At 70.9% G+C, this 26,149-nt stretch carries 29 protein-coding genes; 10 read left to right on the forward strand and 19 right to left on the reverse strand.

The features are described 5' to 3' along the window. Positions 1–226 precede the first annotated feature (226 nt). The gene (locus OG570_RS13015; protein WP_326945143.1) at positions 227–1,075 is read left to right on the forward strand and encodes an ECF transporter S component; all 849 of its coding nucleotides are present in this window, start codon (positions 227–229) and stop codon (positions 1,073–1,075) included. Here the strand turns inward: OG570_RS13015 and OG570_RS13020 are convergent. From OG570_RS13020 to OG570_RS13030, 3 genes are all read right to left on the reverse strand, one after another. Then, positions 1,051–1,980 (reverse strand): alpha/beta hydrolase, encoded by a 930-nt coding sequence (locus OG570_RS13020; protein WP_326956650.1) that lies wholly within the window; start codon positions 1,978–1,980, stop codon positions 1,051–1,053. The genes OG570_RS13015 and OG570_RS13020 overlap by 25 nt on opposite strands. A 93-nt stretch (positions 1,981–2,073) precedes the next feature. Next, entirely contained in the window at positions 2,074–2,928 is an 855-nt protein-coding gene (locus OG570_RS13025) for a 3-hydroxybutyryl-CoA dehydrogenase (protein WP_256475830.1), read from the reverse strand. Positions 2,929–3,038: 110 nt separating this feature from the next. Next, a complete protein-coding gene (locus OG570_RS13030) occupies positions 3,039–3,227 on the reverse strand; it encodes a DUF3073 domain-containing protein (RefSeq protein ID WP_247059144.1) in 189 nt (62 codons plus the stop codon). Positions 3,228–3,434: 207 nt separating this feature from the next. On the opposite strand from OG570_RS13030, the gene OG570_RS13035 reads away from it, so the two are divergent. After that, on the forward strand, positions 3,435–4,331 hold the full coding sequence (locus OG570_RS13035) for a hypothetical protein (protein WP_326956652.1): 897 nt from the start codon (positions 3,435–3,437) through the stop codon (positions 4,329–4,331). On the opposite strand, the gene OG570_RS13040 is transcribed toward OG570_RS13035, so the two are convergent. Genes OG570_RS13040 through ygfZ form a run of 3 tightly spaced genes read right to left on the reverse strand, consistent with a single transcriptional unit; the run spans position 4,332 to position 7,010 of the window. After that, positions 4,332–5,267 (reverse strand): asparaginase, encoded by a 936-nt coding sequence (locus OG570_RS13040; RefSeq protein WP_326956653.1) that lies wholly within the window; start codon positions 5,265–5,267, stop codon positions 4,332–4,334. Next, complete coding sequence (locus OG570_RS13045; protein ID WP_326956655.1) at positions 5,264–5,830, reverse strand: RsiG family protein; 567 nt, start codon at positions 5,828–5,830, stop codon at positions 5,264–5,266. The genes OG570_RS13040 and OG570_RS13045 overlap by 4 nt, the downstream gene beginning before the upstream one ends. Before the next feature lie 49 nt (positions 5,831–5,879). Continuing rightward, the gene (ygfZ, locus tag OG570_RS13050; RefSeq protein WP_326956656.1) at positions 5,880–7,010 is read right to left on the reverse strand and encodes a CAF17-like 4Fe-4S cluster assembly/insertion protein YgfZ; all 1,131 of its coding nucleotides are present in this window, start codon (positions 7,008–7,010) and stop codon (positions 5,880–5,882) included. Positions 7,011–7,041: 31 nt separating this feature from the next. On the opposite strand from ygfZ, the gene OG570_RS13055 reads away from it, so the two are divergent. Continuing rightward, positions 7,042–7,890 carry an aminodeoxychorismate lyase gene (locus tag OG570_RS13055; RefSeq protein ID WP_326956657.1) on the forward strand — a complete coding sequence of 283 codons (849 nt, stop codon included), beginning with the start codon at positions 7,042–7,044 and terminating at the stop codon, positions 7,888–7,890. Here the strand turns inward: OG570_RS13055 and OG570_RS13060 are convergent. The 5 genes from OG570_RS13060 to OG570_RS13080 all read right to left on the reverse strand — a co-directional run bounded on the left by OG570_RS13060 (position 7,869) and on the right by OG570_RS13080 (position 12,116). Continuing rightward, positions 7,869–8,288 carry a hypothetical protein gene (locus OG570_RS13060; RefSeq protein WP_326956658.1) on the reverse strand — a complete coding sequence of 140 codons (420 nt, stop codon included), beginning with the start codon at positions 8,286–8,288 and terminating at the stop codon, positions 7,869–7,871. The two genes, OG570_RS13055 and OG570_RS13060, sit on opposite strands and share 22 nt — an antisense overlap. A gap of 265 nt (positions 8,289–8,553) precedes the next feature. After that, a complete protein-coding gene (locus OG570_RS13065) occupies positions 8,554–9,402 on the reverse strand; it encodes a biotin-dependent carboxyltransferase family protein (RefSeq protein ID WP_326960004.1) in 849 nt (282 codons plus the stop codon). Positions 9,403–9,407: 5 nt separating this feature from the next. After that, the gene (locus OG570_RS13070) at positions 9,408–10,004 is read right to left on the reverse strand and encodes a 5-oxoprolinase subunit B family protein (RefSeq protein WP_326956659.1); all 597 of its coding nucleotides are present in this window, start codon (positions 10,002–10,004) and stop codon (positions 9,408–9,410) included. A gap of 11 nt (positions 10,005–10,015) precedes the next feature. Beyond that, positions 10,016–10,630 carry an FABP family protein gene (locus OG570_RS13075; RefSeq protein ID WP_326945132.1) on the reverse strand — a complete coding sequence of 205 codons (615 nt, stop codon included), beginning with the start codon at positions 10,628–10,630 and terminating at the stop codon, positions 10,016–10,018. Between the two features lie 127 nt (positions 10,631–10,757). Then, a complete protein-coding gene (locus tag OG570_RS13080; protein ID WP_326956660.1) occupies positions 10,758–12,116 on the reverse strand; it encodes a DHA2 family efflux MFS transporter permease subunit in 1,359 nt (452 codons plus the stop codon). A gap of 45 nt (positions 12,117–12,161) precedes the next feature. Here OG570_RS13080 and OG570_RS13085 point away from each other — a divergent pair, with 45 nt between their 5' ends. After that, positions 12,162–12,566 (forward strand): MerR family transcriptional regulator, encoded by a 405-nt coding sequence (locus OG570_RS13085; protein WP_326956661.1) that lies wholly within the window; start codon positions 12,162–12,164, stop codon positions 12,564–12,566. 65 nt (positions 12,567–12,631) lie between these two features. On the opposite strand, the gene OG570_RS13090 is transcribed toward OG570_RS13085, so the two are convergent. From OG570_RS13090 to OG570_RS13110, 5 genes are all read right to left on the reverse strand, one after another. Beyond that, positions 12,632–12,943 (reverse strand): DUF1416 domain-containing protein, encoded by a 312-nt coding sequence (locus OG570_RS13090; protein ID WP_247059122.1) that lies wholly within the window; start codon positions 12,941–12,943, stop codon positions 12,632–12,634. After that, the gene (locus OG570_RS13095; RefSeq protein WP_326945128.1) at positions 12,943–13,779 is read right to left on the reverse strand and encodes a sulfurtransferase; all 837 of its coding nucleotides are present in this window, start codon (positions 13,777–13,779) and stop codon (positions 12,943–12,945) included. The genes OG570_RS13090 and OG570_RS13095 overlap by 1 nt, the downstream gene beginning before the upstream one ends. Before the next feature lie 30 nt (positions 13,780–13,809). Continuing rightward, a complete protein-coding gene (locus OG570_RS13100; protein ID WP_326956662.1) occupies positions 13,810–14,244 on the reverse strand; it encodes a DUF4395 domain-containing protein in 435 nt (144 codons plus the stop codon). A gap of 273 nt (positions 14,245–14,517) precedes the next feature. After that, positions 14,518–14,952 carry a TlpA family protein disulfide reductase gene (locus tag OG570_RS13105; protein WP_326956663.1) on the reverse strand — a complete coding sequence of 145 codons (435 nt, stop codon included), beginning with the start codon at positions 14,950–14,952 and terminating at the stop codon, positions 14,518–14,520. Positions 14,953–14,961: 9 nt separating this feature from the next. After that, a complete protein-coding gene (locus OG570_RS13110) occupies positions 14,962–15,861 on the reverse strand; it encodes an LmeA family phospholipid-binding protein (RefSeq protein ID WP_247059112.1) in 900 nt (299 codons plus the stop codon). A gap of 174 nt (positions 15,862–16,035) precedes the next feature. Between OG570_RS13110 and OG570_RS13115 the strand changes: the two genes are divergently transcribed. The 6 genes from OG570_RS13115 to pstB all read left to right on the forward strand — a co-directional run bounded on the left by OG570_RS13115 (position 16,036) and on the right by pstB (position 21,946). After that, the gene (locus OG570_RS13115) at positions 16,036–16,791 is read left to right on the forward strand and encodes a winged helix-turn-helix transcriptional regulator (protein WP_326956664.1); all 756 of its coding nucleotides are present in this window, start codon (positions 16,036–16,038) and stop codon (positions 16,789–16,791) included. A gap of 68 nt (positions 16,792–16,859) precedes the next feature. Beyond that, entirely contained in the window at positions 16,860–17,765 is a 906-nt protein-coding gene (mshD, locus tag OG570_RS13120; protein WP_326956665.1) for a mycothiol synthase, read from the forward strand. A gap of 227 nt (positions 17,766–17,992) precedes the next feature. Further along, positions 17,993–19,123, forward strand: a complete 1,131-nt coding sequence (pstS, locus tag OG570_RS13125) for a phosphate ABC transporter substrate-binding protein PstS (RefSeq protein ID WP_326945124.1) — start codon at positions 17,993–17,995, stop codon at positions 19,121–19,123. A 199-nt stretch (positions 19,124–19,322) separates the two neighbouring features. Beyond that, entirely contained in the window at positions 19,323–20,243 is a 921-nt protein-coding gene (gene pstC / locus OG570_RS13130) for a phosphate ABC transporter permease subunit PstC (protein ID WP_326960006.1), read from the forward strand. 2 nt (positions 20,244–20,245) lie between these two features. Continuing rightward, a complete protein-coding gene (gene pstA / locus OG570_RS13135; protein ID WP_326956666.1) occupies positions 20,246–21,160 on the forward strand; it encodes a phosphate ABC transporter permease PstA in 915 nt (304 codons plus the stop codon). Between the two features lie 9 nt (positions 21,161–21,169). Further along, positions 21,170–21,946 carry a phosphate ABC transporter ATP-binding protein PstB gene (gene pstB / locus OG570_RS13140; protein ID WP_247059102.1) on the forward strand — a complete coding sequence of 259 codons (777 nt, stop codon included), beginning with the start codon at positions 21,170–21,172 and terminating at the stop codon, positions 21,944–21,946. Between the two features lie 159 nt (positions 21,947–22,105). Here the strand turns inward: pstB and phoU are convergent, their stop codons facing one another. The 3 genes from phoU to OG570_RS13155 all read right to left on the reverse strand — a co-directional run bounded on the left by phoU (position 22,106) and on the right by OG570_RS13155 (position 26,118). After that, positions 22,106–22,771, reverse strand: coding sequence for a phosphate signaling complex protein PhoU (gene phoU / locus OG570_RS13145; protein ID WP_247059100.1), 666 nt, complete (start codon positions 22,769–22,771; stop codon positions 22,106–22,108). 83 nt (positions 22,772–22,854) lie between these two features. Further along, entirely contained in the window at positions 22,855–24,312 is a 1,458-nt protein-coding gene (locus OG570_RS13150) for an LCP family protein (RefSeq protein ID WP_326960008.1), read from the reverse strand. A 1,101-nt stretch (positions 24,313–25,413) separates the two neighbouring features. Beyond that, positions 25,414–26,118, reverse strand: a complete 705-nt coding sequence (locus OG570_RS13155) for a GGDEF domain-containing protein (RefSeq protein WP_326945120.1) — start codon at positions 26,116–26,118, stop codon at positions 25,414–25,416. Positions 26,119–26,149: the final 31 nt, after the last annotated feature.

Here is a 26,149-nt window from a genome sequence, read left to right on the forward strand (position 1 = left end):
CGCGTGTTGCGCCCTCGCGCACTTCGGCGCCGCCGTGCGGCTTGCGAGCCGGTGTCGGTGGGTGGGCGCGGTCCCGCGTGACTTCGTGCGAGTGGTCGCGCGTCGACCCCGCGCGGCGCTTGAACGCGCCGAGAGCTGCTTCGCGCACCTCCGCACCGCCGGTCGGCTCGCGAGCCGGTGTCGGTGGGCGGGCGTGGTCCCGCGCGACTTCGTGCGAGGTGCTGACGTGACCGGCTTCCTCGACCCGCCGCCCCGGGCCATCCGCCTCCGGCCGCGTCCCGCGCTGGTGCTCACCGTCGCGGCGGTCCTCGGCCTCGTCATGTTCTGCTGGCCGCTCTTCGCGCACCCCGCGCCCAGTGTGTCCGCGCACACCGCCGATGCGCCGTTCGTCTTCATGGCGACCCTGCCCGTGCTGATCCTCGTCGTGCTGGCCGAACTGTCGCGTGGCGGAATCGATGCGAAAGCGCTTGCGCTGCTCGGCGTCCTGTCCGCGGTGAACGCCGGGCTGCGGCCGCTCGGGGCCGGGACCGGGGGGATCGAGCTGGTGTTCTTCCTGCTCGTGCTCGCCGGGCGGGTGTTCGGGCCCGGGTTCGGGTTCGTGCTCGGCTCGACGTCGCTGTTCACCTCGGCGTTGCTGACCGCGGGTGTCGGGCCGTGGTTGCCGTTCCAGATGCTCGCGTCGTCGCTCATCGGGCTCGGCGCCGGGCTGCTGCCGCGCGCCCGCGGGAAGGCGGAGATCGCGTTGCTCGTGGCGTACGGCGTCGTCGCGGCCTACCTCTTCGGGCTGCTGATGAGCCTGTGGTCGTGGCCGTTCCTCGCCGGGTCGTCGCTCGGCGGCACCACCGCGGGCCTCGGCTACGTGCCCGGCGCGCCGCTGCTGGACAACCTGCACCGGTTCGCCGTCTTCACGGTCCTGACCTCGACGCTCGGCTGGGACACCGGCCGCGCGATCACCAACGCCGTCGCGATCCTCGTGCTGGGGCCGGCCGTCCTGGCCGTCCTGCGCCGCGCGTCGCGGCGGGCGGCCTTCGACGCGCCCGTGGTCTTCGATCAGGAGCGCGTCAACCCGTCGTAGATGTCGACGAGCTCGGCCAGCTTCGCCGCGTCCGGGACGTGACTGGTGTCCAGGTCGACGACGTGAAAGCGGTTTCCCGGCGTGGCGGCGTCGGCCTCGCGGATCATGCGGTCCTGCAGCTCCAAGGGGATGATCCGGTCGCGCAGGTGCCGGACGTAGACGCGGGGCACGCGGCCCCACCTCGCGCGGTCGCCGCGGGCCGGGGTGGCGCCCTTGCCGAGGAGGTCGTCGGGGGCCATGGCGTTGAGGAACGCGTAGAACTCGGCGTCCGTGCCGTCGGCGACGAACGCTTCCTTGGCCTTCGGGAGCAGCGCGCGGTCCGCCGTGCGCCAGTTGAACCGGACGGCGCCGATCACCGACGGGTCGGCCGCGGCGAACCCCAGCAAATCGCCGACGCGGGTCTCGGCCGCCTCCGGGGTGGCCATGTACTCGTCCGGGGTCTCCAGGTCGACGCAGCAGAACGCCGTGTCGTAGACGAGCAGGTCGATCAGGTCCGGCACGACGTCGGCGACCAGGCTGATCGCCGCGCCGCCGATGCTGGCGCCGACCAGGACCACCGGGCCGTGCGCCGCCGCGCGGCGGACGACCTCGACCGTGGCCGCCACCTGGTCGGCGAGCGTGACGCCGGCCAGCGCCGACGGCTCCGTCGCGAACGCCGCCAGGTCCTGGGGTGCCTGGTAGGAGAGCCGGAACTGCTGCCCCGGCTGGTCGACGCCGACGCCGCGGTGCCCGCGCAGGACCAGCTCGTTCGGGGCGGCCGACACGCCGTTGGCGCCCGCGGCGAAGACGAAGGTGGTCACGCCGCGACGGCGTCGCGTGGTGGCGTCCGCGGGCGAAGCACCCGCGAAAGCGGGCGCCAGGGCGGCGGAAGCGGCGAGGGCAGCACGGCGGCTCAGCTCAGGCATGCCTGACAGTCAAGCGAGCCCGGCCGCCCGGCCCAAGACGACAAAGTCGCCGCACGGACCACCGAAAGTGGATCGTGCGGCGACGAAGGTCGGTCAGCCGTAGGAGTAGAAGCCGCGGCCGGTCTTCTTGCCCAGCAGGCCCGCGTCCACCATGCGCAGCAGCAGCGGCGGGGACGAGTACAGCGGCTCCTTGAACTCCGCGTACATCGAGTCCGCGATCGCCTTGATGGTGTCCAGGCCGATCAGGTCCGACAGCCGCAGCGGGCCCATCGGGTGGGCCGTGCCCAGCTCCATGCCGCGGTCGATGTCCTCCGCCGAGGCGAAGCCCGACTCGATCATCCGGATCGCCGACAGCAGGTACGGGACCAGCAGCGAGTTCACGATGAACCCGGCGCGGTCCTGGGACCGGATGACCGTCTTGCCCAGGGCCGTCGTCGCGTGGTCCTCCGCGCGGCGGGCGGTCTCTTCGCTCGTCAGCAGCGAGGGCACCAGCTCCACCAGCGGCAGCACCGGGACCGGGTTGAAGAAGTGGATGCCGACCACCTGCTGGGGGCGGTTCGTCGCCATGCCCAGCTTCATGATCGGGATCGAGGACGTGTTGGACGCGAACAGCGCGTCCTCCGCCTCGACGATCTTGTCGAGCTGGCGGAAGACGTCGACCTTCGCCTGTTCCTGCTCGAGGATCGCTTCGATGACCAGTTCGCGGTCGGCGAACTCGGCGATGTCCGTGGTGAAGCGCAGCCGGCCGAGGGCCGCGTCGGCGTCCTCGGTGGAGAGCTTGCCGTTCTTGACGCCGCGCTGGAGCGACTTCTCGATGCGCGCCTTGCCCGCGTCGAGCGCCGGCTGGTTCACCTCGGTGACCACGACGTCCAATCCGGACCGCGCGTGCACCTCGGCGATGCCGGAACCCATCAGTCCCGCCCCGACGACTCCAACCCGACTTACCACCGGCTCACTCCTTCATCCGCTACGCAGCCCACAGGTTTTTGGGCAGCACGCAGCGCGCGAGGGCGGTCGCCGGGTTGTGCCCAGCTACGCCCTCGCGCGGTTACGCGTGCTCAACGACGGTACTCGTCGTACCCGTCGTCGTACGGATCTTGATCATTGCTATCGGGCTCCTCATAGTGACCACTAGAGGAACCAGTCGACAGCTCGCGCTGCAAAGCATCGAAGTCGGTTTCGTGCGAGCTGTACTTGAGCTCGCGCGCCACCTTCGTCTGCTTGGCCTTAGCCCGGCCGCGCCCCATGGCTCGACCCCCTCGCACAGGGGCGGGGCGGCCGGGGGAATCGGCGGCCCCGCATCGTCTCGACAATTCTTTCCTGCTGACACCGTACCGTGTCCGGGGGGTTCGATGCGACGTGGCACGGTGTGCCGGTGGTGACAGTGTCCGCCGGACACCGGTTACCGGCCGGTCGGTGACGATCGGCGCAGGTCGGCGTGCCACGATCTACTCGTGCTCCGTCCCTTCGTGGCCTATCTGCGGGTGTACGAACCCCTGCTCGCCTTGGGCGAGCCGCCCGACGATCGGCTGCGCGCGGCCGTCGCGGCGGCCAAGCTGGGGCGGACCGGCGCGGGTGCCCGCGAGCAGGCCATGTGGCTCAAGTCACAGGTCGCCGCGCCCCGCCGGTTGCTGCCCGCCGAGCTCGCCAACGGCAAGGCCGCGCCCAGCCTGCAGACCGATGTCCTGGTGCTCGATCCGGCCGACGTGCCGGCCGCCCAGCGCGTGCACGGCCCGTTCGTCTGCCCGCTGGAGCTGCGTGCCCGCTCGGCCGCCGCGCTGGTGACCTTCCTCGGCGACGCGCACCCGGCGCTGAAGAACGTCATCCTCGACGAAGCCGGCTTCACCCAGGACGCGATCCGCGCCCGCACGAAGTCCGCGCTGTCGGACCTCAGCACCTCCGCCGCGCACACGCTGTCGACCACCTGGACCGTTCCGCTGCCGTGGTTCGTGCTGGTCGACCCGGAGGAGCGCAAGCTCGTGCTGGGCTCCGGCCGCGACGACCCGAAGCGCGAACTGTCCTGGCGGAGCACTCTCGCCGACGCCCAGCACCGGGCGCGCGAGGCCGGTGACCTGCTGGAACAGACCTTCGGCGACTCCGGACCGGGCCGGGTGCTGTTCGAGACGCGGCGCTGGCTCGACAACTTCCACGCGGACTCGATCGTCGAGCTCGACTACGGCGGCCTCGTGCAGCTGTTCGCGGACCCCATCCTCGAAGCCGACACCACCGCCGACGAGGTCCACGACATCCTGGACGCGCTGCGCTCGGGCAACGTCGAGGAGCTCGCCGAGCTGTTCTCCGACCTGCGGGAGTTCTGGGGCGACTTGGCCTCGCGGGAACGCGCGAACTAGCTAGCCGCGCAGCTCCGGCACCCGGATCTCGCCGACCGGGCGACCGCCGCCGAGCACCGAGCCGTGGGCGAGCTCGTCGAGGCTGGAGACGTCCACGCCGAGGAACCGCAGCGCTTCGACGGCCAGCGGCGCGCAGGCCCGCTTCGCGCCGTCGTCGATCTTCAGCGCCACCGCGAACCCGTCCGGCAGTGCGAACGCCTGGACGCCCTCGGCGCCGCCCTTCGCGACGAGACCGTCCACGGCGGACATCAGCTCGGTGTCCTCGCGCCCGGTGCCGGCGACCAGCCACGGGTGGGCGCGCATCGCGTCGGCCACCGTCCGTTCGGGACCGTCGGCGGCGCTGCCGACCCGGCCGAACGCGCGGGCCAGCCCGGTCAGGGAGAACGCGAGGAGCGGCGCGCCACAGCCGTCGACGCCGGTGTGCGCGACCGGCTCGCCGGTCAGGTCGGTGACGGCGGCGGCGATCGCCTGCTGCAGCGGGTGGTCCGGCGCCTCGTAGCCCGCGGTCGGCCAGCCGGCCCGGACGCAGGTGGTGAGCATGCCGGTGTGCTTGCCGGAGCAGTTCATCATCACGCGCCGCGGCTCGGCGGCGTCGCGCATGCTCGGCACGTGCAGCGGGAAGTCGGCCGGGCACGCGAGGTCGTCCTCGGTCAGGCCCGCCGCCTGCAGCAGCTCCAGCACGCCCTTGACGTGCCGGGGCTCGCCGGAGTGGGACGCGCAGGCCAGCGCCAGGTCTTCGCCGGTGAAGTCCAGCCCGGACCGCAGCATCCCGACGGCCTGCAACGGCTTGTTCGACGAACGCGGGAAGACCGGCGAGGTGACGTCGCCGAGCGCCAGCCGGACGTCGCCCTCGGGGCCCGTCACCACGAGCGCGCCGCGGTGGACGCTTTCGACGAAATCGGAACGGACGACCTCGGCCAGGACAGGGTTGGTCACTGAGCCTCGTGCCCGCCTTCGCTCTCGAGCAGCTCGTCCACTGTGGCCGAACCTTGCTGGTAGCGCTGGGCGATCTCCGCGTTCAAGGTGTCCATGACGTTCTGGACCTCGCGCCGGAACGACGACACCGAAACCTCTTCGCTGGCGTAGGTGTCCAAAGCGGAGGCGAGCTTGTCGTCCGTCAGGGAACCGACGTCGGTCAGGTCGGTGTCGCCGATCAGCGCCTCGGCGTGCCGGCGGTGCTCGCCGGCGCGTGAGGGCTCCAGCTGCTGGTGCCGCCCGGAGCCCGCCGCCGGGCCCAGCGCGTTGTCGGCGAGGATCGTGGCCAGCTGGTCGACGATGCTGGACTCGCCGCCGGAGCTGCGCCGGGTCTGCTCGGCGCGGACGATGTCGATCCGGGCGTGGAGCAGCCTGCGCAAGTAGGAAAGATCGGTCTCTTCTTGGGCGGCTTCGTCGCGCCGCTCGCGGAGCACCTTCAACGGCAGGTCACCCAAGCCGCTGAGGTATCCCGGGCCGAGCACGCGGTCGATCCGCCGCCTGCCGCCGGGCCGCACTTCGATCACAGCGCAGTTTATCCCGGTTGGGCGTGATCCTGCTGTCAGGGGTTTTCGATCAGCCACGAAGTTGCGCCGCCGCGGCTCGCCCGGGCGCCGGGAGCTCCGACGGCACGGAGTCGGGGTCGATCGCCGCCTGGACGAGCTCGTCTTCGGAGCCGGTCAGCAGCTCGGCACCCACCGGCGTCGACCGCTTGACCAGGGCCAGCGCGATCGGGCCGAGCTCGTGGTGCTGGATCACCGTGCCGACGCGGCCGACCGTGCGGCCGTCGAGCAGCACCGGGTCGCCGGGCTCCGGCCGGATCTCGGGGGAACCGTCCAGGTGGAGCAGCAGCAGGTTGCGCGGCGGGCGGCCGACGTTGTGCACCTTCGACACCGTCTCCTGGCCGCGGTAGCAGCCCTTCGCGACGTGCGCGGCCGAGCCGACCCAGCCCACCTCGTGCGGGATCGTGCGATCGTCGGTGTCGACGCCCAGCCGCGGCCGCAGCGACTCGACGCGCAAAGCGTCGAACACCCAGCTCCCGGCCGCGCGGGCACCGGCGTCGGTGAGCTTCTTCCACCAGCCGGCGAGCTCGGCGCGTGGCACCGCGAGGTCGACGCTGAACCGCCCGGGCCACGGCATCCGCCGCGCGAAACCGCCACCGGGCAGCGCCACGACCGCGTACGGTTCCGGCCCGACCTCGGCGCCGACCGCGCTCAGCACGCGTTCACTGTCCGGGCCGAGCACGGTGAGCAGGGCCAGCTCGTCGGTCGCGTCGCGGATGTCCACCTTGGACCAGAACTTCATGGCTTCGAGGTATTCGCGCAGCGTCTGGGGGCCGCCCTTCGGCAGCGCGCTGGTCACGCGCGGCTCCGGGTCGCCGTCGAGCCAGACGGTGCCGTCGAGGTGCGCGAGCACCATGTGCGTTTCGACACGGCCTTGGCTGTCGAGCACCAGCGCCTCGGTGCCGGACCCCTCGGCAAGCTCGGTCACGTGCTGCGAGATCACCAGGTGCAGCCACGACAGCCGCTCCTCGCCGGTCACGGCCAGGACTTCGCGGTGTGACCGATCGATCACGACGACGCCGCGCGACGCGGTGCGCTGCTCCGCGAAGGGGTCTCCCCAGTGCCAGGGGACGCCGGCTTCGGGGTGGTCGTCAGGCGGGGGGATGGATCCGGGCACGTCCAGCAGCGGCGAGCGGTACGGCATACCGCCCAGCCTAGGTGAGTACCGTGTGGGCATGCGCGTGCTCGTCTTCCTCGACGGAACCCTGGCCGACCCGGACTCCGCCCAGATCAAGGTGGACGACCTCGGATTGACCCGCGGCGACGGCGTCTTCGAGACGATCCTCGTGGTCGGCGGCAAGCCCCGTGAGCTGCGGCCGCACCTGGAGCGGCTGGCGCGGTCGGCGGCCATGCTCGACCTGCCGGCGCCCGATCTCGCGGCCTGGGAACGGGTCGTCTCGCTCGTGCTCGAACACTGGACCGGCAGCCCCGAAATGGTGCTGAAACTGGTGTACACCAGGGGTTCCGACGGCGATCCCGCCGCGGTGCCGACCGGTTTCGCGCTGGGTTCGGAGGTCGCGCCGTCGATCCTGAAGGCGCGCGCCGAGGGTGTCGCCGCGGTCACCCTGGAACGCGGTTTCCCGCCGGACCTCGCCGAGCGCGCGCCGTGGCTGCTGCTGGGCGCGAAGCCGTTGTCGTACGCCATGAACATGGCCGCGCTGCGTGAAGCCCGCCGCCGCGGCGCCGAAGATGTGATTTTCACCGCCGCCGACGGCTCGGTGTTCGAAGGCCCGACGTCGACCGTGGTGCTGGCGAAGGGGCGGACGCTCTTCACGCCGCCGTCGAGCGTCGGCATCCTGCCGGGCACCACCCAGGCCGCGCTGTTCCGCGGCGCCGAGCGGGCCGGCTGGGCGGTCAAGGTGGAGCCGCTGCGCGTGGCCGACCTGGTGGCGGGGGACGGCGTGTTCATGGCTTCGTCGGTCCGCAAGCTGACGCGCGTCCACACGCTGGACGGCGCGCGGCTGCCCGACTCGTCGGCGGTGTACGCGGAGCTGGTGGCGGCCTACGAGGCCGAGTACGCCTGAGCGATCCGCACGACCGCGGGCGCGATCTCCTCGGCTCGGTAGGCGGCGATCTTGTGGTGGCCGTCGAGGATCAGCTCGCGCTCGCCGTCGGCGAGGACCACGGCGACCGGGCGGTGGCCGGTGCGGATCGCGGTCCGGTAGTAGCCGACGCGCGCCTCGTCGGACGGCGGCCAGGTGTCGGTCGGGGTGAGGGACACCTCGTCCGGCAGGCGTTCCGGGCCGCTGACGCGGTAGTCGCCGTCGACGAGCAGATCGAGCACGGGGCCGAGCGTGGTGGCCAGCGGACGCCGCAGCTGCCCGGTGGCGAGCGCGATCCGCAACGCCTGGGGCAGCTCCGCCCGCGCGCGCACGTTCACGTCCAGGAAACCCGTGCCACCGCTGATCGTCACCTGTTCCACAGCTATCTGGACGGGTGGCGCCGCGACATGGTTCCGGGCGCTACCCGGACGGGTGCACCGGGTGATCCGGGTCTCACCCGCGTGGCGGTACAGCCCTTTCACGTCACCCAAAAGCGCACCCTCCACCCCACCGAAAGCCGTGAAGGCCTCCTTCCCGGCCATAAGAGCCGGGAAGGAGGCCTTCACGGCTTTTCCCGACACCGGTGGCGCGGTTGGGGCAGAGCCGCCGGGAGGCCGTGGGCGGCTACTGCGGTGGGCGGGCGCTTTAGGCCACCCGGAAGCGCACTCGGGTGCCCGGTCGGGCCTGGGCGAGTGCGGCCAGCGCGGCGGTCCGGACCACTGCCGCGACGGGGTAGCCGCCCGTGGTGGGGTGGTCGTTCAGGAAGACCACCGGGAGGCCGCTCGGCGGGACCTGGATCGCGCCCGTCAGCACGCCTTCGCTGGGCAGCTCCGCCTCGGCGAACTCCGCGGCCCGGCGCAGCGGCGTGCCGTCCAGGCGCAGGCCGACGCGGTTCGACTCCGGCGTCACCGTCCACCACGCCGACAGGCCCTCGGCCGGGGACTCCAGCCAGTCGTCGCGGGGGCCCGGCGTCACCGGGATCACCAGGCTCGCGGGCGCCGCGGCCGGGACGACGACGTCCGCGCCCGCCGGGACTCCGCGGGCCGGACCCAGCGGGAGGACGTCGCCGGACCGCAGCGGTGCCGGGCCGATGCCGGACAGGACGTCCCGGGACCGGCTGCCCAGCACCTCCTCGACGTCGATCCCGCCGGACACCGCCAGGTAGCAGCGCAACCCGGCACCGGGCGTGCCCACGGCAAGCGTTTGCCCGGCTCCGACGAAGACCGCCGTGTGGGAGCCGAAGGGACGGCCGTCGACGTCGACCGCGACCGACGGGCCGGTCACGGCCACCGTCGCCGATGCCGTGAAGCGCACCGAAAGGCCGCCGAGCAGGGCTTCGATACCGGCCAAGCCCTCGGGGTTGCCGACGAGCCGGTTCGCCAGCCGCAGCGACGCCGTGTCGAGGGCACCCGACGGTGCCACGCCGAGGTGCGCGTATCCGGGCCGGCCGAGGTCTTCGACGAGCGCGTACGGGCCCGGCGAGACGACTTCCATTGACCTCACCGGACGCTCCGGAACCGCACGCGATCGCCCGGTGCGAGCAGGGCGGGCGGGTCGGCGTGGGCGTCGAACAGCGGCGTGGTCGTGTACCCGAGCAGCCGCCAGCCGCCCGGGGACTCGCGGGGGTAGACGCCGGTGAACTCGCCCGCCAGCCCCACCGACCCGGCCGGGACGCGGGTGCGCGGGGAGTCCAGCCGCGGCTGCCGCAACGGCGAGGGAAGTCCGGTCAGGTAGCCGAAACCGGGTGCGAAGCCGGTGAACGCGACGGTGTAGGCGGCGCCGGTGTGCAGCTCGGCCACGGCGTCTTCGGAGCAGCCGGCGTCGGCGGCCACCAGCGCGAGGTCCTCGCCGTCGTAGTGGACGTCGAGGGTCACTTCGCGCGGGTTGCCGCCGGGTGGGTGAGTGAGATCGGCGTCGTCCAGCAACGCGCGTACCGCGGCGACCGCGCCGACGACCAAGAGGCTGCGAGCGCCGGGAACGAGGTCGACGACGCCGTCCGGGCGCGCGGCGAGCACCGTCGCGTGCGCCGCCCGCATCTGGTCGAGCGAGTCGCAGTCCAGCAGGGCGGCGTCCTCGCCACACCGCCGCCAGCGCATGCCGGGTGCCGTCAGCCGACCACGCGGTGCAGCAGGGCCGAGGTGTGCGGCTGCAGCTCCTGGCCCATCATCGCGCGCTCCTCGACGTAGCCGAGCGAGCCCTCGATCAGGCCGTACAGCCGCTGGGCGGCCTTGACTTCCTTCGCGCTGGCCGTGCGGATCACCGCGTCGGTGCCCAGCTCCCAGGACGTCTGGTTGCGCGGCTTGCCGTAGTACAGCTCGACGAGCCCGGTGTTGTGCGTGAGCAGCAGCTCGAGCGTGTCGTCCGCCTGCGGCCGCCAGAACCCGGTCTCGCGCGCGGCGGGGCGGATGACGTTGCCCTCGTCGTCGAGCAGCCAGGACCGCGACTCGTGGATCAGGAACGGCCGGCCGTCGTGCGCGATCGTCAGCTGCTGCGCGAACTTGCGGGGGCCTTCGATGGTCGGGTAGTCGACCTCGCCCTCACCGCGCCAGACACCGACCATCGGCAGCAGCGCGAGACAGGCCTCGTTGAGGTCCGGCCCCTCGCGCAGGTTGGCCGTGTCGTTGGGGATGGGCAGGTCGTCCCACAACGGGAGGTTGCGCGCGCGGGTGCTCGCCGCGCGCATTTCCGCTGCTGCAATGGCGTCGTCGCCGCTGTCGGTCATGGGTCAGCGCTGGTCCGCGTAAAGCCGGTAGACGACGTACACGGCGAACCAGGTGATCGCGACGCCGGCGAGCACCAGCAAGGTCGTAAACAGTGCTTCCACGCCCAGCAGGATAGTCCGCCGCCGCTCAGCCGGCCCGGCGCAGGGTCACCGCGGTGAGCACGGTCACCGCGAGCAGCACCACGCCGGCCACGCCCATCGCCGCGTGCAGGCCGCTCGGCAGCGTCGAACCGCGGGCCAGCAACGCGCCGAGGGCGGCGACGCCGAGCGCGGTGCCGGTCTGGCGGGCGGCGTTGACCGTCGCCGACGCGATCCCGCTGCGGTGCCCCGGCAGCCCGGCCAGCCCGACGATGTTCGACGGCGTCACCGACAGCCCGACCCCGGCGCCGGCCAGCGCGAACGCGAGCGCCACCAGCCAGTACGGGCTCCGCGCGTCCAGTACCAGGAACGCGAAGGAGCCGACGGCCGCGACGAAGTAGCTGATCGGCAGGAGCCGCTCCGCGCCGTAGCGGGCCGAAAGCCGGCCGGCGGTGAAGGCCGCGGCGGCGTTCGCCAGCACGTACGGCAGCATCTGGACGCCCGCCTCGGTCGCCGTCGCGCCGCGGGCCTGCTGCAGGTAGACGCCGATCAGGAAGACCGCCGGGTAGGCCGCGAACCCGAGGCTCCACGCGGCGAAGATGGCCACCGAGAACCGGGTCCTGGCGAACAGCCGCACCGGCAGCATCGGGTGTTCCGCACGCAGCTCGACCACGATGAACGCCGTCAGCGCGGCGAGCCCGAGAACGCCGGTGACCAGCACGGACGTGCTCGGCCCGAGCCGGCCGGCCTCGATCACGGCGTACGTCAGCAGGCCGATCCACAGGGCGCCGAGCACCTGCCCGGTCAGGTCGAGCGCGCCGTGCGCCGGGTCGCGGGACTCGCTGATCCCGCGGCGGCCCAGCACGACCGCGACCAGCCCGATCGGCACGTTGATCAGGAAGATCGACGGCCAGCCGAAGGCGTCCGTCAGCGGGCCGCCGATCAGCGGGCCGAGCACCAGCGCGCAGCCCGCGACCGTGCTCCACAGGCCCATCACGCGTGCCCGCGCGGCCGGCTCCGGGAACGCGTGCGCGAGCAGCGCGACCGAGCCCGGGATCACGGCGGAGGCGGCGAAGCCCTGGATGATCCGGGCGACGACCAGCACTTCGAGCGTCGGCGCCAGTGCGCAGCCGGCCGACGCGATCGTGAACAACGTCAGCCCGCACAGGTAGACGAGCTTGCGGCCATAGCGGTCGCCGAGCGTGCCGCCGGAGAGGATCACGGCGGTGAGCGCGACGGTGTAGCCGTCGATGATCCACTGGAGGCCGCTGAAGCTGGTGCCCAGCGTCCGCTGCATGGTCGGCAGCGCGACGCTCACGACGCTGACGTCGAGCAGGGCCATGAAGCTGCCCAGGAAGACGGCGGTGAGCAGGCCGGTCCGGCGCGTCTCGGTAGCGGTAAGGGTCACCTAAACAGGTTGCGACCTCAACCCGGGTTGAGGTCAACTCGTCTCATGCTGTCCATCGGGGAAACCGCCGCGACCGTCGGCGTCGCGGTGTCGGCGTTGCGGTACTGGGACGAGCGCGGGATCGTGCGTCCCGCGGAGCGCCGGGGCGGGAAACGCGTCTACGGGCCGGACGAGCTGCACCGGCTGGCCGCCGTGAAGATGTTGCAGGACACCGGTTTGCTCAGTCTCGACGAGATCGCGCTGGTGCTGCGCGGCCCGGAAGAGGGCGACTGGCGCACCGCGGTCCGCGACCGGATCGCCGAGCTGGCCGAGCAACGCCGGAAGCTCGCGATCGCGGAGACGTTCCTGACGCACTTCCTGCGCTGCCCACGCGATCACCCGGTCGAGACGTGCCCCTCGCTGCGGGACCACACCGACCGCGTCCTGGCCGCCGCCGCTGAAGGTCCCTGAAATGCCGTGAAGGCCTCCTTACCGGCTCTTAAAGCCGGTAAGGAGGCCTTCACGGACCTTGGAACTCAGGCGACCGAGATGGCCAGCTGGTGCAGGCCGGGCCCGGAAGCGGTGACGGACGCTTCGCCGTTGCCGCTGCGGTGCAGCGCGCGCACGGTCCACTCGCCCGGCGCCGCGTAGAAGCGGAAGTCGCCGTCGGCCGAGGAGACGACCTCGCCCGTGAAGTCGCCGCCGCCGTCCAGCAGCCGGACGAACGCGCCGCCGACCGGCCCGTCCGCGCCGGTCACCTTGCCGGCCAGGACGACCTGGCCCTTGGTGTCGTAGTCCGCCGGCGTGGCCTCCTGGACCGGTGCGCCGCAGCTGTCGTCGACCGCCATCACTTGGCTCCCAACTCGACCGGCACGCCGACCAGCGAGCCGTATTCCGTCCACGAACCGTCGTAGTTCTTCACGTCCTGGTGGCCGAGCAGCTCGTGCAGCGCGAACCACGCGATGGACGAGCGCTCACCGATGCGGCAGTAGGCGATGGTGCCCTTGCCGGCGTCGATGCCCTGCTCCTTGTAGAGCTCGTCGATCTCGCCCTCGGACTTGAAGGTGCCGTCCTCGTTGGCGACCTTCGCCCACGGCACGTTCAGCGCGCCCGGGATGTGGCCGGGGACCTGGGACTGCTCCTGCGGCAGGTGCGCCGGGGCGAGCAGCTTGCCGGAGAACTCGTCCGGCGACCGGACATCGACGAAGTTCTTCGCGCCGATGGACTGGACGACCTCGTCGCGGAACGCGCGCAGGGACAGGTCCTGGTCCTTGGCCTTGTAGTCGGTGGTGTCGCGCTTGACGTCGTCGGAGTTCAGCTCCCGGCCGTCGAGCTCCCACTTCTTGCGGCCGCCGTCGAGCAGCTGGACGTTCTCGTGGCCGTAGAGCTTGAAGTACCAGTACGCGTAGGCGGCGAACCAGTTGTTGTTGCCGCCGTAGAGGACCACGCGGTCGTCGTTCGAGATGCCCTTCTCCGACAGGAGCTTCTCGAAGCCCTCCTTGGAGACGAAGTCGCGGCGGACCCCGTCCTGCAGGTCCTTGCGCCAGTCGAACTTCACCGCGCCCCGGATGTGGCCGCCGTCGTAGGCGGTGGTGTCCTCGTCGACCTCGGCGAACACGACGCCGGGGGTGTCCAGGTTCTCCTCGGCCCACTGGGTGGTGACCAGGACGTCTTCACGGCTCATGGAGATGAACTCTCTTTCTGGGGTTGAACTTCAGGACGACGCGCGGGCGGGGCTGAAGCGTTTGAGGAGCAAGAACATTTCGCAGCCCAAGCAGAAATTGAAGGCCGCGTTGAGGAAGGCCGCGAAGAGCGCGAAGGCCGTCGCGACGATGCCGAGGGGCGTGCTGCCGACGGCGAAGCCGATGGTGCCGACGAGCGCGAACACGAACCCGACGGCCTGGGCGAACCGCAGCGGCGCCGCGTCCTCCCGCTCGGTCGTCGGGCCGAGGCGCGGGGCCACCAGGTAGCGGTAGGCGATCGAGTACGGCGCGGGCTTGAGCCCGACGAACGCGCCGATCGCGAAGACGACGGTCTGGATCGCCAGCAGCGGCCACCACTGGGTGACCAGGACGACCGCGAGCACGATCGTCGTCAGGATGGCGGCGAACCGCGGGCCACGCGGGTCGACGGCCGGTCCGGCGGACATGGTTCCTCCAGCTGGAGCAGAGGGGATGCGTGCGAACGGCACGCGTCAGCGATTTCAGGCTGGCTGGGGACCGAGGCGATGAAGACGTCGTTCAGCGCTGGTCTGGCTGAGGGCGACACAGGCTGCTGCGGACGCGGCAGAGGTCTACTGCGCGTCGCTGCGTCAAGAAGGTGGTCAGCCTGGTCACGGGTGCGAGGGTACCCAGTGCTCCCTCAGAGTGGGAACCACGTTCATACCTTGGGACGATTCCCGTCCCTTGGGACGAGGTCCTGGTCAGGACGTCCGCGCAGTGAGATGCGGGCGCAGCGCGTCCAGCAGTTCGGGGCCCTTCGGGACGCCGCCGACGCGCAGCAGCTCCCGGCCGTCCGGGGTGAGCGCGATCGTGGTCGGCGTCCGCAGCACGGCCAGGGCCTGCGCGACCTCCGGCTGGTTGGTGACGTCGAGCTCGACGTGGTGCAGGCCGTCGGTCCGCTCGGCCAGCGGCGCGAGGACGGCCTTCGCGTGCCGGCAGGGCGCGCAGAAGGTGGTGGAGATCTGGACCAGCGTCACGGCGGACGCCGGGTCGAGGACGGCGGCGACGGGGCCGGGCAGCTCACGCACGGGCCCGGCGTCCCGCGCCTCCCGCACCCGGCCGTTGCGGGCCCGCAGCAGCAGCCCGGCGGCCGTCCCGGCCACCAGTACCGCCACGAGCACCCACAGCCCCGTCACCGGCCACTCCTACTTGCTCAGGTCCGCGAAGGACACGTTCGACGCCTCACCCTTGATCGTCACCGATCCGCTCTGCACCCGCACGCCGGTCGGCGTCACCGACAGCGGCAGGTCCTTCGTCGCGATCGACGCGTTGAAGTTCGGCAGCAGCGCCTTCTGCACCGCCTGGGGAACGACCGTCGTCTCCTGGTCATTCCCGAACTGCAGCCGCTTCGGCGCGAAGGTGATCGTTCCCGCCTTCGCGTCCGCCTCGATCATCGCGAAGCAGAAGATTTCCAGATCCTTGCCCGCGAACTGAAGGTGTCCCGAAATGCGGACGCCGGTGCTCGACTCGTCGACCGGCTGGCCGTCGGCGGCGGTCGTGGTGGTCGTCGGCGTCGGCTCGGCCTGCCCGGAGTCGCCGTTCTGGACGTAGTCCGTGGTCGCGGGCTCGATCCGGAGGTCCTTGATCTTGTCCAGCGGCGAGATGCGGGCCAGGTCGGCGGCCTTGATGGTGACCGCCCCGGTCAGCTTGCCGATGGTGATGGCCTTCGTGTTGCCGTTCGTGAGGTCCGACAGCGGCGCGGTGACGTCCTCGAGCTCGGCGTTCAGCGCGACGTCCTGGAGCTTGTCGCCGACCGGCACGCCGGCGGCCGACACGCTGATGTGACTGTAGTCACCGCCCAGGGCCTGCGTGAGGAACGGGAAGCCGTGGATGGTCACCGACGGGTCGTCGGTCAGCTGCAGCTGTTCGCGCGCCTTCTGCGAGATCGTGTGCTCGGCGAACGCGGCGGCCCCGAAGTCGGCGCCGACCAGCAGCAGCACCAGCACGACCAGGGCGATCACCCAGCGACGGCCCCGGCGGCCGCGGCGTCGCGCGTCCGGCCTCGGTGCGGGTCGGTCGTCCCGGGTCACGGGCCTGCTCACCATCGCGTCCGTACTCCTGTTTCGTCGGGGTTGCTCGGGGTTCGTCGGGCGCACCGGGGGTTTCTCCAGGTGTGATCGATCCAGCAAGGGTTAGGTACCCGGCCGTCGAGCCGCTATTCTCACTTAGCACCGACTAACGCCACCGTGAGGCGACGACTTGAGAAGGCGGTGCGGCTCATGAGCCTGGACCTTCTGGTACTGACTGCGGAAGCGGATGCCACGTCGGTGCTGCCCGCGCTGGACCTGCTGCCGCACACCGTACGCGTCCGTCCCCCCGAGGTGACCGCCCTGCTCGACGCGGGTCACCGGGACGTCATCCTGCTGGACGCGCGCAGCGATCTGGCCTCGGCGAAGAGCCTCTGCCGGCTGCTCAAGGGCACCGGCGAGGACGAGGCCTCCACCCCGATCATCGCCGTCGTCGGCGAAGGCGGCCTGGTGGCTGTGAGCGCCGAATGGCGCACCGACGACATCCTCCTGCCGACGGCCGGCCCGGCCGAGGTCGACGCCCGGCTGCGGCTGGTCACGACCCGCGACGGCGGTTCCGCGCAGGTCGACGCCGAGCTGCGGGTTGGCGAGCTGGTCATCGACGAGGCGACCTACACCGCGCGCCTCAAGCGGCGCACGCTGGAGCTCACCTACAAGGAGTTCGAGCTGCTCAAGTACCTCGCGCAGCACGCAGGCCGGGTGTTCACCCGCGCCCAGCTGCTGCAGGAGGTCTGGGGCTACGACTTCTTCGGGGGCACCCGCACGGTCGACGTCCACGTCCGGCGGCTGCGCGCCAAGCTCGGCCCGGAGCACGAGCAGATGATCGGCACCGTGCGCAACGTCGGCTACAAGTTCGAGCGGCCCGCCAAGGGCGCGCAGCAGCGGCCCAACCTGCCGGTGCAGGCGCCCGCCGAGGCCCCGGCCGACACCCCCGAACACGCGCACTAGGTCCCCCACGCTCTCCAGGACGTCCCGCACGACCTTCGCGTTGCTCCGGTCCCGGGTACGGTCCAGGGGTGAGCGGAGACGGGGAATGGCTTCAGGAGCTGGACGAGCAGCAGCTCGCGCACGTGCGGCAGCTGCTGCTGGCCGTGCGCGAGGCGGACGGGCGGCCCGAGGTCGAACCCGACGGCGCGCTGCCGGGCGAGTTCGACGGCGGTGAGCACCTCGTCGCCTGCGTCGAAGACGACGTCGTCGGCTACGCGCACCTCGACACCACGGGTGACTCCTTCGGCCACCAGGTCGCCGAGCTGCTCGTGCACCCCGCCCACCGCAACCGCGGATACGGCGCGAAGCTGCTTCAGGCGCTCGACGAGCGCGCCGCCGTCGGGTTCCGCGTCTGGGCCCACGGCGACCACCCCGCGGCCCGGCAGCTCGCGCTGCGGACCGGGCTGGAGCGCAAGCGCGAACTGCTGATCCTGCACACCACCGTCGACGGCGCGGACTGGCCGGAGCCGGTCCTGCGTGAGGGCGTCTCGCTGCGCACCTTCGTGCCGGAGCAGGACGAGGACGCCGTCGTCCAGGTCAACGCGCGGGCCTTCGACTGGCACCCCGAGCAGGGCGCGATGACGGCGGACGACATCCGCGCCGACGAGCGGCGGTCGTGGTTCGCCCCCGCCGGCTTCTTCCTCGCGGAGGAAAACGGTGCGGTGATCGGCTTCCACTGGACGAAGGTGCACGAGGCCACGCCGGGCCGGTTCGGCGGCGAGCGCGTCGGCGAGGTGTACGTCGTCGGCGTCGACCCGGCCGCCCAGGGCGGCGGTCTCGGCCGGGCGCTGACACTGGCCGGGCTGCGGTACCTGGCGGAGCAGGGGCTGCGGCAGGTGATCCTGTACGTCGAGGGCGACAACGCCCCGGCGCTGGCGGTCTACACCAAGCTCGGGTTCACGCGTCACGAGACCGACGTCCAGTACGGTCGGTGACCACGTTGGACGCCGTGCAAGCAAGCCGTCACTGTCGGCAAACCCCCAGGTCACGGCCAGGACACGGCATCCTTTCGGAGTAGTCGCACTGCTCACATCCGGGGCCTTGTTCACTTTGCGTTCATTTGTTCACGGCTGACCGTCCACCAGGGCTGCCTAATGTCCGGATCCGGCGCGGCGAAACACGCCGCTGCCGAACCCGTGATGCTCCTGATGGAGGAAATGCAGTGAAGATCATGCGGCCCCTGAGCGCGGTCGGCATCGTGGCGAGCGCCGCGCTCGTGCTCGCCGCCTGTGGTTCCGACCCCGCGGCGACGAACAGCAGCAGCTCGAACTCGGCTGCGGCTCCGGCCGCCACCGGCACGGCCGACGTGGCGTGCGGCGGCAAGAGCCCGCTGTCCGCCGAAGGCTCGTCGGCACAGAAGAACGCGATCGACATCTTCACGCAGCAGTACAGCAAGAAGTGCTCGGGCCAGCAGGTCAACTACAACCCCAGTGGCTCGGGCGCCGGCGTCAAGCAGTTCAACGCCAACCAGATCGACTTCGGCGGCTCGGACTCGCCGGCCACCGGCGCGGACCTCGAAGCGGCCACCAAGCGCTGCGCGAGCCCCGCCTGGAACATCCCGATGGTCGTCGGCCCGGTGGCCGTCGCCTACAAGCTGTCCGGTGTGGACAAGCTGACGCTGACCCCCTCGGTCATCGCCAAGATCTTCAGCGGCGGCGTCACCAAGTGGAACGACCCGGCCATCAAGGCGGTCAAGGGCAACGAGAGCGCGAACCTGCCGGACAAGGCCATCCAGGTCGTCTCCCGCGCCGACGAGTCGGGCACCACCGACAACTTCCAGAAGTACCTGGGCGCGGCGGCGAAGGCCGACTGGACCAAGGGTGCCGGCAAGAAGTTCAACGGTGGCGTCGGCAACGGTGCGCAGGGCTCCAACGGCGTCGCGACCGCGGTGAAGGCCGCCGACGGCGCCATCACCTACGTCGAAGGCGCGTTCGCCAAGGACGGCCTCACGCCGGCCCTGATCGACAGCGGCTCCGGCGGCGTCGAGCTGACCTCGGAGAACGTGGCGAAGTCGCTCGACTCGGCCAAGTTCCTCAAGGACGGCACGAACGACCTCGCGCTCGACCTCAACGGCATCTACGCCAGCAACACCCCGGGTGCCTACCCGCTGCTGCTGACGACCTACGAGATCGTCTGCTCGAAGTACGCGAACGCCGATGTCTCGAAGGCCGTCAAGGCGTTCCTGACGGTGGCCGCCACCGACGGTCAGCAGCCGCTGTCCGCCAAGGGTTACGTGCCGATCCCGCAGTCGCTGCAGACCAAGGTCCTGGCCGCGGTCCAGGCGATCTCCTGACCCCGCGTTGCGACTGGTACCCGAGTTGATAGAGGCTGGTCAGAAGTAGCTGATGAGCGAGTCATCCTCGACGCGAACGCCCACCGGCGACCCCGGTGGGCGTTCGTCGTCCGCCACCACGCCCCCGGAGGATCCGATTTCGGAGCAACCCACCTCGACGGCGGTGCCCGAGCCGCCCGCGAGCGAGAAGCGGAAGAAGGTGCGGCCCGGTGACCGCATCTTCCAGAACCTGACCACCGGGGCCGGGATCTTCGTCGTCGCCCTGATCGGCCTGATCGGGCTCTTCCTGCTCATCCAGGCGATCCCCGCGCTGCAGGCCAACAAGGCCAACTTCCTGACCAACCACGGCTGGTCGACCAACGACCCGGCGAACATGTCGTTCGGCATCCTCGACCTCCTCGAGGTCACGGTGGCGACGTCGCTGGTGGCGCTGATCATCGCGATGCCGGTGTCGCTGGGCATCGCGCTGTTCCTGACGCACTACGCGCCGAAGCGGCTTGCGCGGCCGTTCGCCTACGTCATCGACCTGCTCGCCGCGGTGCCGTCGATCATCTTCGGCCTCTGGGGCATCCTGGTCTTCGCGCCGGCGATCGAGCCGTTCTCGCAGTGGATCAACGACACCTTCTCGTGGTTCCCGCTGCTGGCGCCCGGCAACGTCGCGCCGAGCGTGCGCGGCACGATCTTCACCGCCGGCATCGTGCTGGCCGTGATGATCCTGCCGATCATCACCTCGCTCTCGCGCGAGGTGTTCGAGCGCACGCCGACCCCGCACCTCGAAGGCGCGCTGGCACTCGGCGCCACGCGCTGGGAAGTCATCCGCACCACCGTGCTGCCGTTCGGCAAGGCCGGCTACATCGGCGCGTCGATGCTCGGCCTCGGCCGCGCGCTCGGCGAGACGATCGCGCTGGCCGTCATCCTGCTCATCCCGCAGGGCCGCAACTTCGACTGGAGCCTCTTCGACGGCGGTTCGACGTTCGCCTCGAAGATCGCCGCCAACTACAGCGAGTTCAACAACGAGATCTCGGCGGGCGCGTACATCGCGGCCGGCCTGGTGCTGTTCGTGCTCACGTTCCTCGTCAACTTCGCGGCGCGGTCCGTCATCGGCAAGAAGGGAGAGTGAGCATGACCAGCACGCTCGAAGCCCCCGCCACGACTCCCGCGTTCCAGCAGGTCAGCCTGGCCCGCAAGGTCAAGAACGGGCTGGCGACCACGCTGGTCTGGCTGTCGTTCCTGATCGCCGTCGTCCCGCTGGTGTGGGTGCTGTACACGGTCGTCGCGAACGGCATCAAGCGCATCCCGTACACCAACTGGTGGTCGCAGGATCTGGGCAACTACCTTTCCGACGAGGTCGGCGGCGGCGTGCTGCACGCCATCGTCGGCAGCCTGCTGCAGGGCCTGGTCTGCGCGATCATCGCGGTGCCGATCGGCATGCTCGTCGCGATCTACCTGGTCGAGTACGGCCGCGGAAAGCTCATGAAGGCCACCACCTTCATGGTCGACATCCTCTCCGGTGTCCCCTCGATCGTCGCCGCGCTGTTCATCTACGCGCTCTGGATCACCACGTTCGGCTTGCCGCGCAGCGGTTTCGCCGTGTCGCTGGCCTTGGTGCTGCTGATGATCCCGGTCGTCGTCCGCTCGTCGGAGGAGATGCTGCGGATCGTCCCGGACGACCTGCGCGAGGCCTCCTACGCGCTGGGCGTGCCGAAGTGGAAGACGATCGTGAAGATCGTGCTGCCGACGGCGTTGTCCGGCATCATCGGCGGCATCATGATGGCGCTCGCCCGCGTGATGGGCGAGACCGCGCCGCTGCTGGTCCTCGTCGGCTACTCCGCCTACACGAACTGGGACATCTTCAGTGGCGAGCAGGCGGCGCTCCCGCTGCTGATGAACAACGAGCGCGTCACCAACTCGATGGACCCCGGCTCGGTCGGCTTCGACCGGATCTGGGGCGCGGCGCTGACGCTGGTGCTCATCATCGCGATCATCAACCTCCTCGCCACCGTGTTCGCGCGCCTTGTCGCCCCGAAGAAGAAGTGAGCTGTAGCCATGGCAAAGCGAATCGACGTCAAGGACGTGGACATCTACTACGGCAAGTTCCACGCCGTCGACGGTGTCTCCCTCTCCGTGCCGCCGCGTAACGTCACCGCGTTCATCGGCCCGTCGGGCTGTGGCAAGTCGACGGTGCTGCGCACGCTGAACCGCATGCACGAGGTCATCCCCGGCGCCCGCGTCGAGGGCGACGTCCTGCTGGACGGCGAGAACATCTACGCGTCGGCCGTCGACCCGGTCCAGGTGCGCCGCACGATCGGCATGGTGTTCCAGCGCCCCAACCCGTTCCCGACGATGTCCATCCGGGACAACGTCGTCGCCGGGCTGAAGCTGGGCGGCACCAAGAACCGCAAGACGCTCGACGAGATCGGCGAGCGCGCCCTGCGCGGCGCCAACCTCTGGAACGAGGTCAAGGACCGCCTCAACAAACCGGGCGGCGGCCTCTCGGGCGGTCAGCAGCAGCGTCTGTGCATCGCCCGCGCGATCGCGGTGCAGCCGGACGTGCTCCTGATGGACGAGCCGTGCTCGGCCCTGGACCCGATCTCGACCCTGGCGATCGAGGACCTGATCGGTGAGCTGAAGAAGGACTACACGATCGTCATCGTCACGCACAACATGCAGCAGGCGGCCCGGGTTTCCGACCAGACGGCGTTCTTCAACCTCGCCGGCGTCGGGCAGCCGGGCCGGCTGGTGGAGCTCAACGACACGGAGAAGATCTTCTCCAACCCGGACGAGAAGGCCACGGAAGATTACATTTCCGGCCGTTTCGGCTGAGTAGTCGTTGTCACGGAAGGCCTTTCTCGCCCGCGCTCGGGGCCGGCGAGAAAGGCCTTCTTCTTTTGTCGGTTGGTGTCCGAAGTGGATGTTCGAAACCATTTGATGCACAAAGAAAAGCCCCCGGCGCCGGCCGGGGGCTTTCCTGTCGAACGAGGCTCAGATGTCGTCGTCGGAACCGTAGCCCGGCATCTTTCCGGTGACCACGAAGATCATCCGCTTCGCGACCGACACCGCGTGGTCGGCGTAGCGCTCGTAGAAACGGCCCAGCAGGGTGACGTCGACCGCGGCCGCGACGCCGTGGGGCCACTCGCGGTCCATCAAGACAGTGAACAGGTGGCGGTGGATGTCGTCCACCTGGTCGTCGTCGGACTCCAGCGACTTCGCCGCCTCGACGTCCTTCGTCTTGATGACCACCTCGGTCTGCCGGGCCAGCTTGACCGCGACCTCGCCCATCTCGGCGAAGTACGGCCTCACGGCATCGGGCAGCACCGGTTCGGGGTGCCGCCGCCGCGCCGCCTTCGCGACGTGCAGGGCCAGATCGCCCATCCGCTCCAGGCTTTCCGCGGCGTGGATCGCCGCGAGCACGGTCCGCAGATCGGTCGCCACGGGCGCCTGCAGCGCGAGGAGGGCGTACGCCTGCTCCTCGCACAGAGCGCGGGCGTCGTCGACCTTCGCGTCGTCGCTGATCACCTGCTCGGCGAGACTGAGGTCGACCTCCAGGAGCGACCGCGTGGCGCGCTCCATGGCGTCGGCGACCTGGAGCGACATGGCCGCCAGGTTGTCGGCGAGCTGTTCGAGTTCGACATGGTAGGCCTCACGCATGGCCCAACCCTACGGCCAACCGTGGTCCGATACCGCATCGCCGGGTGAACCAAACGTGAACCCGGACTAACGATCCTCGCGCGTCAGCCCGTGCTGCTCGTGCTGCTCGTCTTCTTGCTGCCACTCGACGTCTTCGACGTGGTCTTGGACGATGACGACGACTTCGACGAGCTGCTGGGCGGCGGCTGCTCGCTCTGCGGGATCGGCGCGTTCGGGTCGGGCAGCGCGGTGTTGGTGCGCAGCGCGTCGAACAACGCCTTCGCCTTGCTGCGGACGAGGACCTCGTTGCCGCGGTTGTTGGGCAGCCCGACCGTCGGCACGGTGAGGAACGAGATCTTCGACTGGTCGAGGCCCTTCATCGACTGCGCGAGCGTCATCATCTGCTTGACGCCGAGGTTGTCGCCGAAGGTGGCTTTCGCGAACGCCGTGATGAAGTCGCTGAGCTTCCCGGGGTCGAGGACGACGTCGGACGACATGACCTTCTTCAGCAGCGCCCCGATGAACGCCTGCTGCCGCTTGATCCGGCCGTAGTCGGACGTCGGATCGCCCTTGACGTGCCGCGCGCGGACGAAGTTCAGCGCCTGGTCACCGGAGATCGTCACGTCGCCGGTCTCCAGCAGCACCTTGCCGAGGATGGTGTCGTCGATCGGGATCTCGTTGTGGACGGTGACGCCGTGGACCGCGTCGACCATCTCCTTGAAGCCGTTGAAGTCGATCCCGACGAAGTGGTTGATCCGCAGCCCGGTGATCTGCTGGATCACCTTCGTGATGCAGGGCGGTCCGCCGACCGCGTACGCGGTGTTGAGCTTCGCGATCTTCTGGCCGGGGACCTTTTCGTCGGTGTCCTTGTTCTGCGCCGGGTCCCAGCGCTGGCAGTCGGGGCGGTCGATCTCGAGGTCGCGCGGGAACGACGTGACGACGACCCGCTGCCGGTCGGCCGGGATGTGCGCCACCATCACGGTGTCCGAGCGCGCGCCCGGCGTGCTGTCCGCCGTGCCGACGCCTTCTTCGGCCGCCGCGCCGTCGCGGGTGTCCGACCCGACCATCAGGAAGTTCTCGTCGTTGGCCTGCGCCGCGGCGTCCTGGATGTCGGACGAGTTCTCGTCGAGGGCCGAGATCTGCGTGAACTTCGCGTCGAAGTAGGTCTGGGCGCCCCACGCGCCGCCGACGCCGAGGAAGACGAGCGCCGCGACGACGGCCGCGGCGATCCGCCCGAACCGGCTCACCCGCTCGTTCTTCCGCTGCTTCTTCTCCTGCAGCCGGGTCTGCGCGGCCAGCTCGGCGGCGTCGACCTCGGGCTCGTCGCCACCGATCGGGGTGACGACGCGCTGAAGCGCCGTACGCGTGCTTTCGATCAGCGAAGCAGGCGAGAGCCGCTCACGGCGTTCGCGTCGCTTCGCCTCTTCGGCGTTTCCTTCGTCGTGCGCGGCCGAGAACCGGGCGAGGGTGTGGTCGATCTTGCGGCGGTACTGCGTCGCCTCGTCGATCGCTTCCATCTCGTCGGTCATGGTCAGCGGGTCGAGCTCGGCGCGCGACGGCACCGCGCCCACGGCGGGCGCGTCGGCCTGCGGGTGCCGGAGAGCGGTGGTGTCGGACGCCGCGGCGGCGGGGCGCTGCGCCGGTGCGTCGGCCTGCGGGCGTCGCGGCGCGGTGGTGTCGCCGGTGGGCCGGGCGCGGCCCGGCGCCGAAGATTCCTTGGCTGCGGCGCGCTTGGCCGCCGGCGAGTCGGCCGGCGGACGTCGCACGGGCGGGGTTTCCCCGGCGGGGCGGACACGTCCCGGCGCCGACGACTCGTTCGCGGCGGCGCGCTTGGCCGCCGGGCCGTCAGCGGGCTTCGGCGGGGCAGTTGGTGGCCGCTTCACCGGAAACGCGTCGGGCCCCGGGGGGCGCTGGAGTGCCGGCGCGTCCGGCCGCGGCGGCACGGCGCCGTCCGGAGCGGGCGCCGGGCGGCGGAGCCGGCGGGGCGGCTGTTGCGCGGCCGACGTCTGCTGCTGACCGGGGTTCGTGGCCGGCGGGCGGCGCTGGAGCGGGGCCTCGGGCTGCGGGGCGGCGGCGGTCGAGCGGCGGGGCTGCCGCGGCCGCGGGGGGCCCGGTTGCCGCGTGGCGTCCGCGGGTGCCGGGTTGTCCGAGGCGGGCTGCGCCGGTCGCGGCGCACGCGCCCGGGGCGGCTGCGCGGCCCGGGGCGGCTGCGCGGCCCGGGGCGGGGCGGCCGGCTCGGCTCCGTGCGCGCGGTGTCCTGGCTGGTCAGTGCGGTCCTGCTGGTCACGCGGCGGAACGGGCCGGACACCGGTGGTCTTGGCGACGACGTCCGAAACGCTGATCCCGCCCTGGTCCTCCATGGACCTGCGTCTGCCGCTTCGGGGTCGCGCTGGACCATCGACGTGGCGACCGGTTCCCGGGCTGTCGTGCTCGTCCGGCACTCGGTCTCCTTTCGCGCGGTCGCAGGGCGGCTCTTCGACTAGGCCGTCTTCCCCCGCCAGAGGTGATCGTTCCCCCGGAGGTTTTCGTTATCGTACGGATACCCCCCGTTCGTGACGACACCCTCCCGGAATTTTCTTCACCTTGAGTCGACGAACGGCCGCTTGGCGTCGACAAACGGGTGAAGACGCCTTTACTCAATCCGGGGTAATCCGAAGTTTACGTTACTCTGAGTGGGTTATTAACCGAGTGGTTTGCGCGTCGTGATAGGCGACTTTGTTCCGCCCGGCACGTTTCGCGGCGTAAAGCAAGGTGTCCGCGCACCGAAGCTGGCGCTCCGGACTGGGCTCCGCGTCCGGCTCGGTCGCACCGTCGTGGGCGAGCCCGGCGCTGATCGTCACGCGGAGTCCCGGCTGGAGTTCTGACCACGGGTGACGGGCGACGCGCACCCGGGCGGCGTCGACGATGCGGACGGCGGCCCCGACGTCGACGCCGGGCAGCCACAGCACGAACTCCTCGCCGCCGTACCGGGCGCAGAAGCCGTCTTCGGGCAGTTCCTCCTGGAGGAGGTCGGCCACCCGGCGGAGGACGCGGTCGCCGACGAGGTGACCGTACGTGTCGTTGACGCGCTTGAAGCGGTCGAGGTCGATCAGCGCGATGGCCAGCGGCGGCCGCGGCCGGGCGGGATGCCGGCCGGTGAACGGGCCGTAGAGGCGCTCGTCGAGGTACCGGCGGTTGTAGCTCGACGTCAGCGCGTCGCGCAGGCTGCCGTCGCGGGCGATGTCGAGCGCGGAGCGCAGGTGCTGGTAGGCGCGGCGCCAGTCGCCCTGGGTCGCCAGCAGGCTCGCGACGGCCTCGTGGAGGCGGAGCAGGTCCGGCGGCCGGGGTCCGCCGGGCCGGCGCAGCGCGCCTTCGTCCTCGGCGACCATGCCCACCTCCACCACGCATTGGTTGTCGTCG

The organism is Amycolatopsis sp. NBC_01286, from assembly GCF_035982555.1.
Lineage (GTDB): Bacteria > Actinomycetota > Actinomycetes > Mycobacteriales > Pseudonocardiaceae > Amycolatopsis.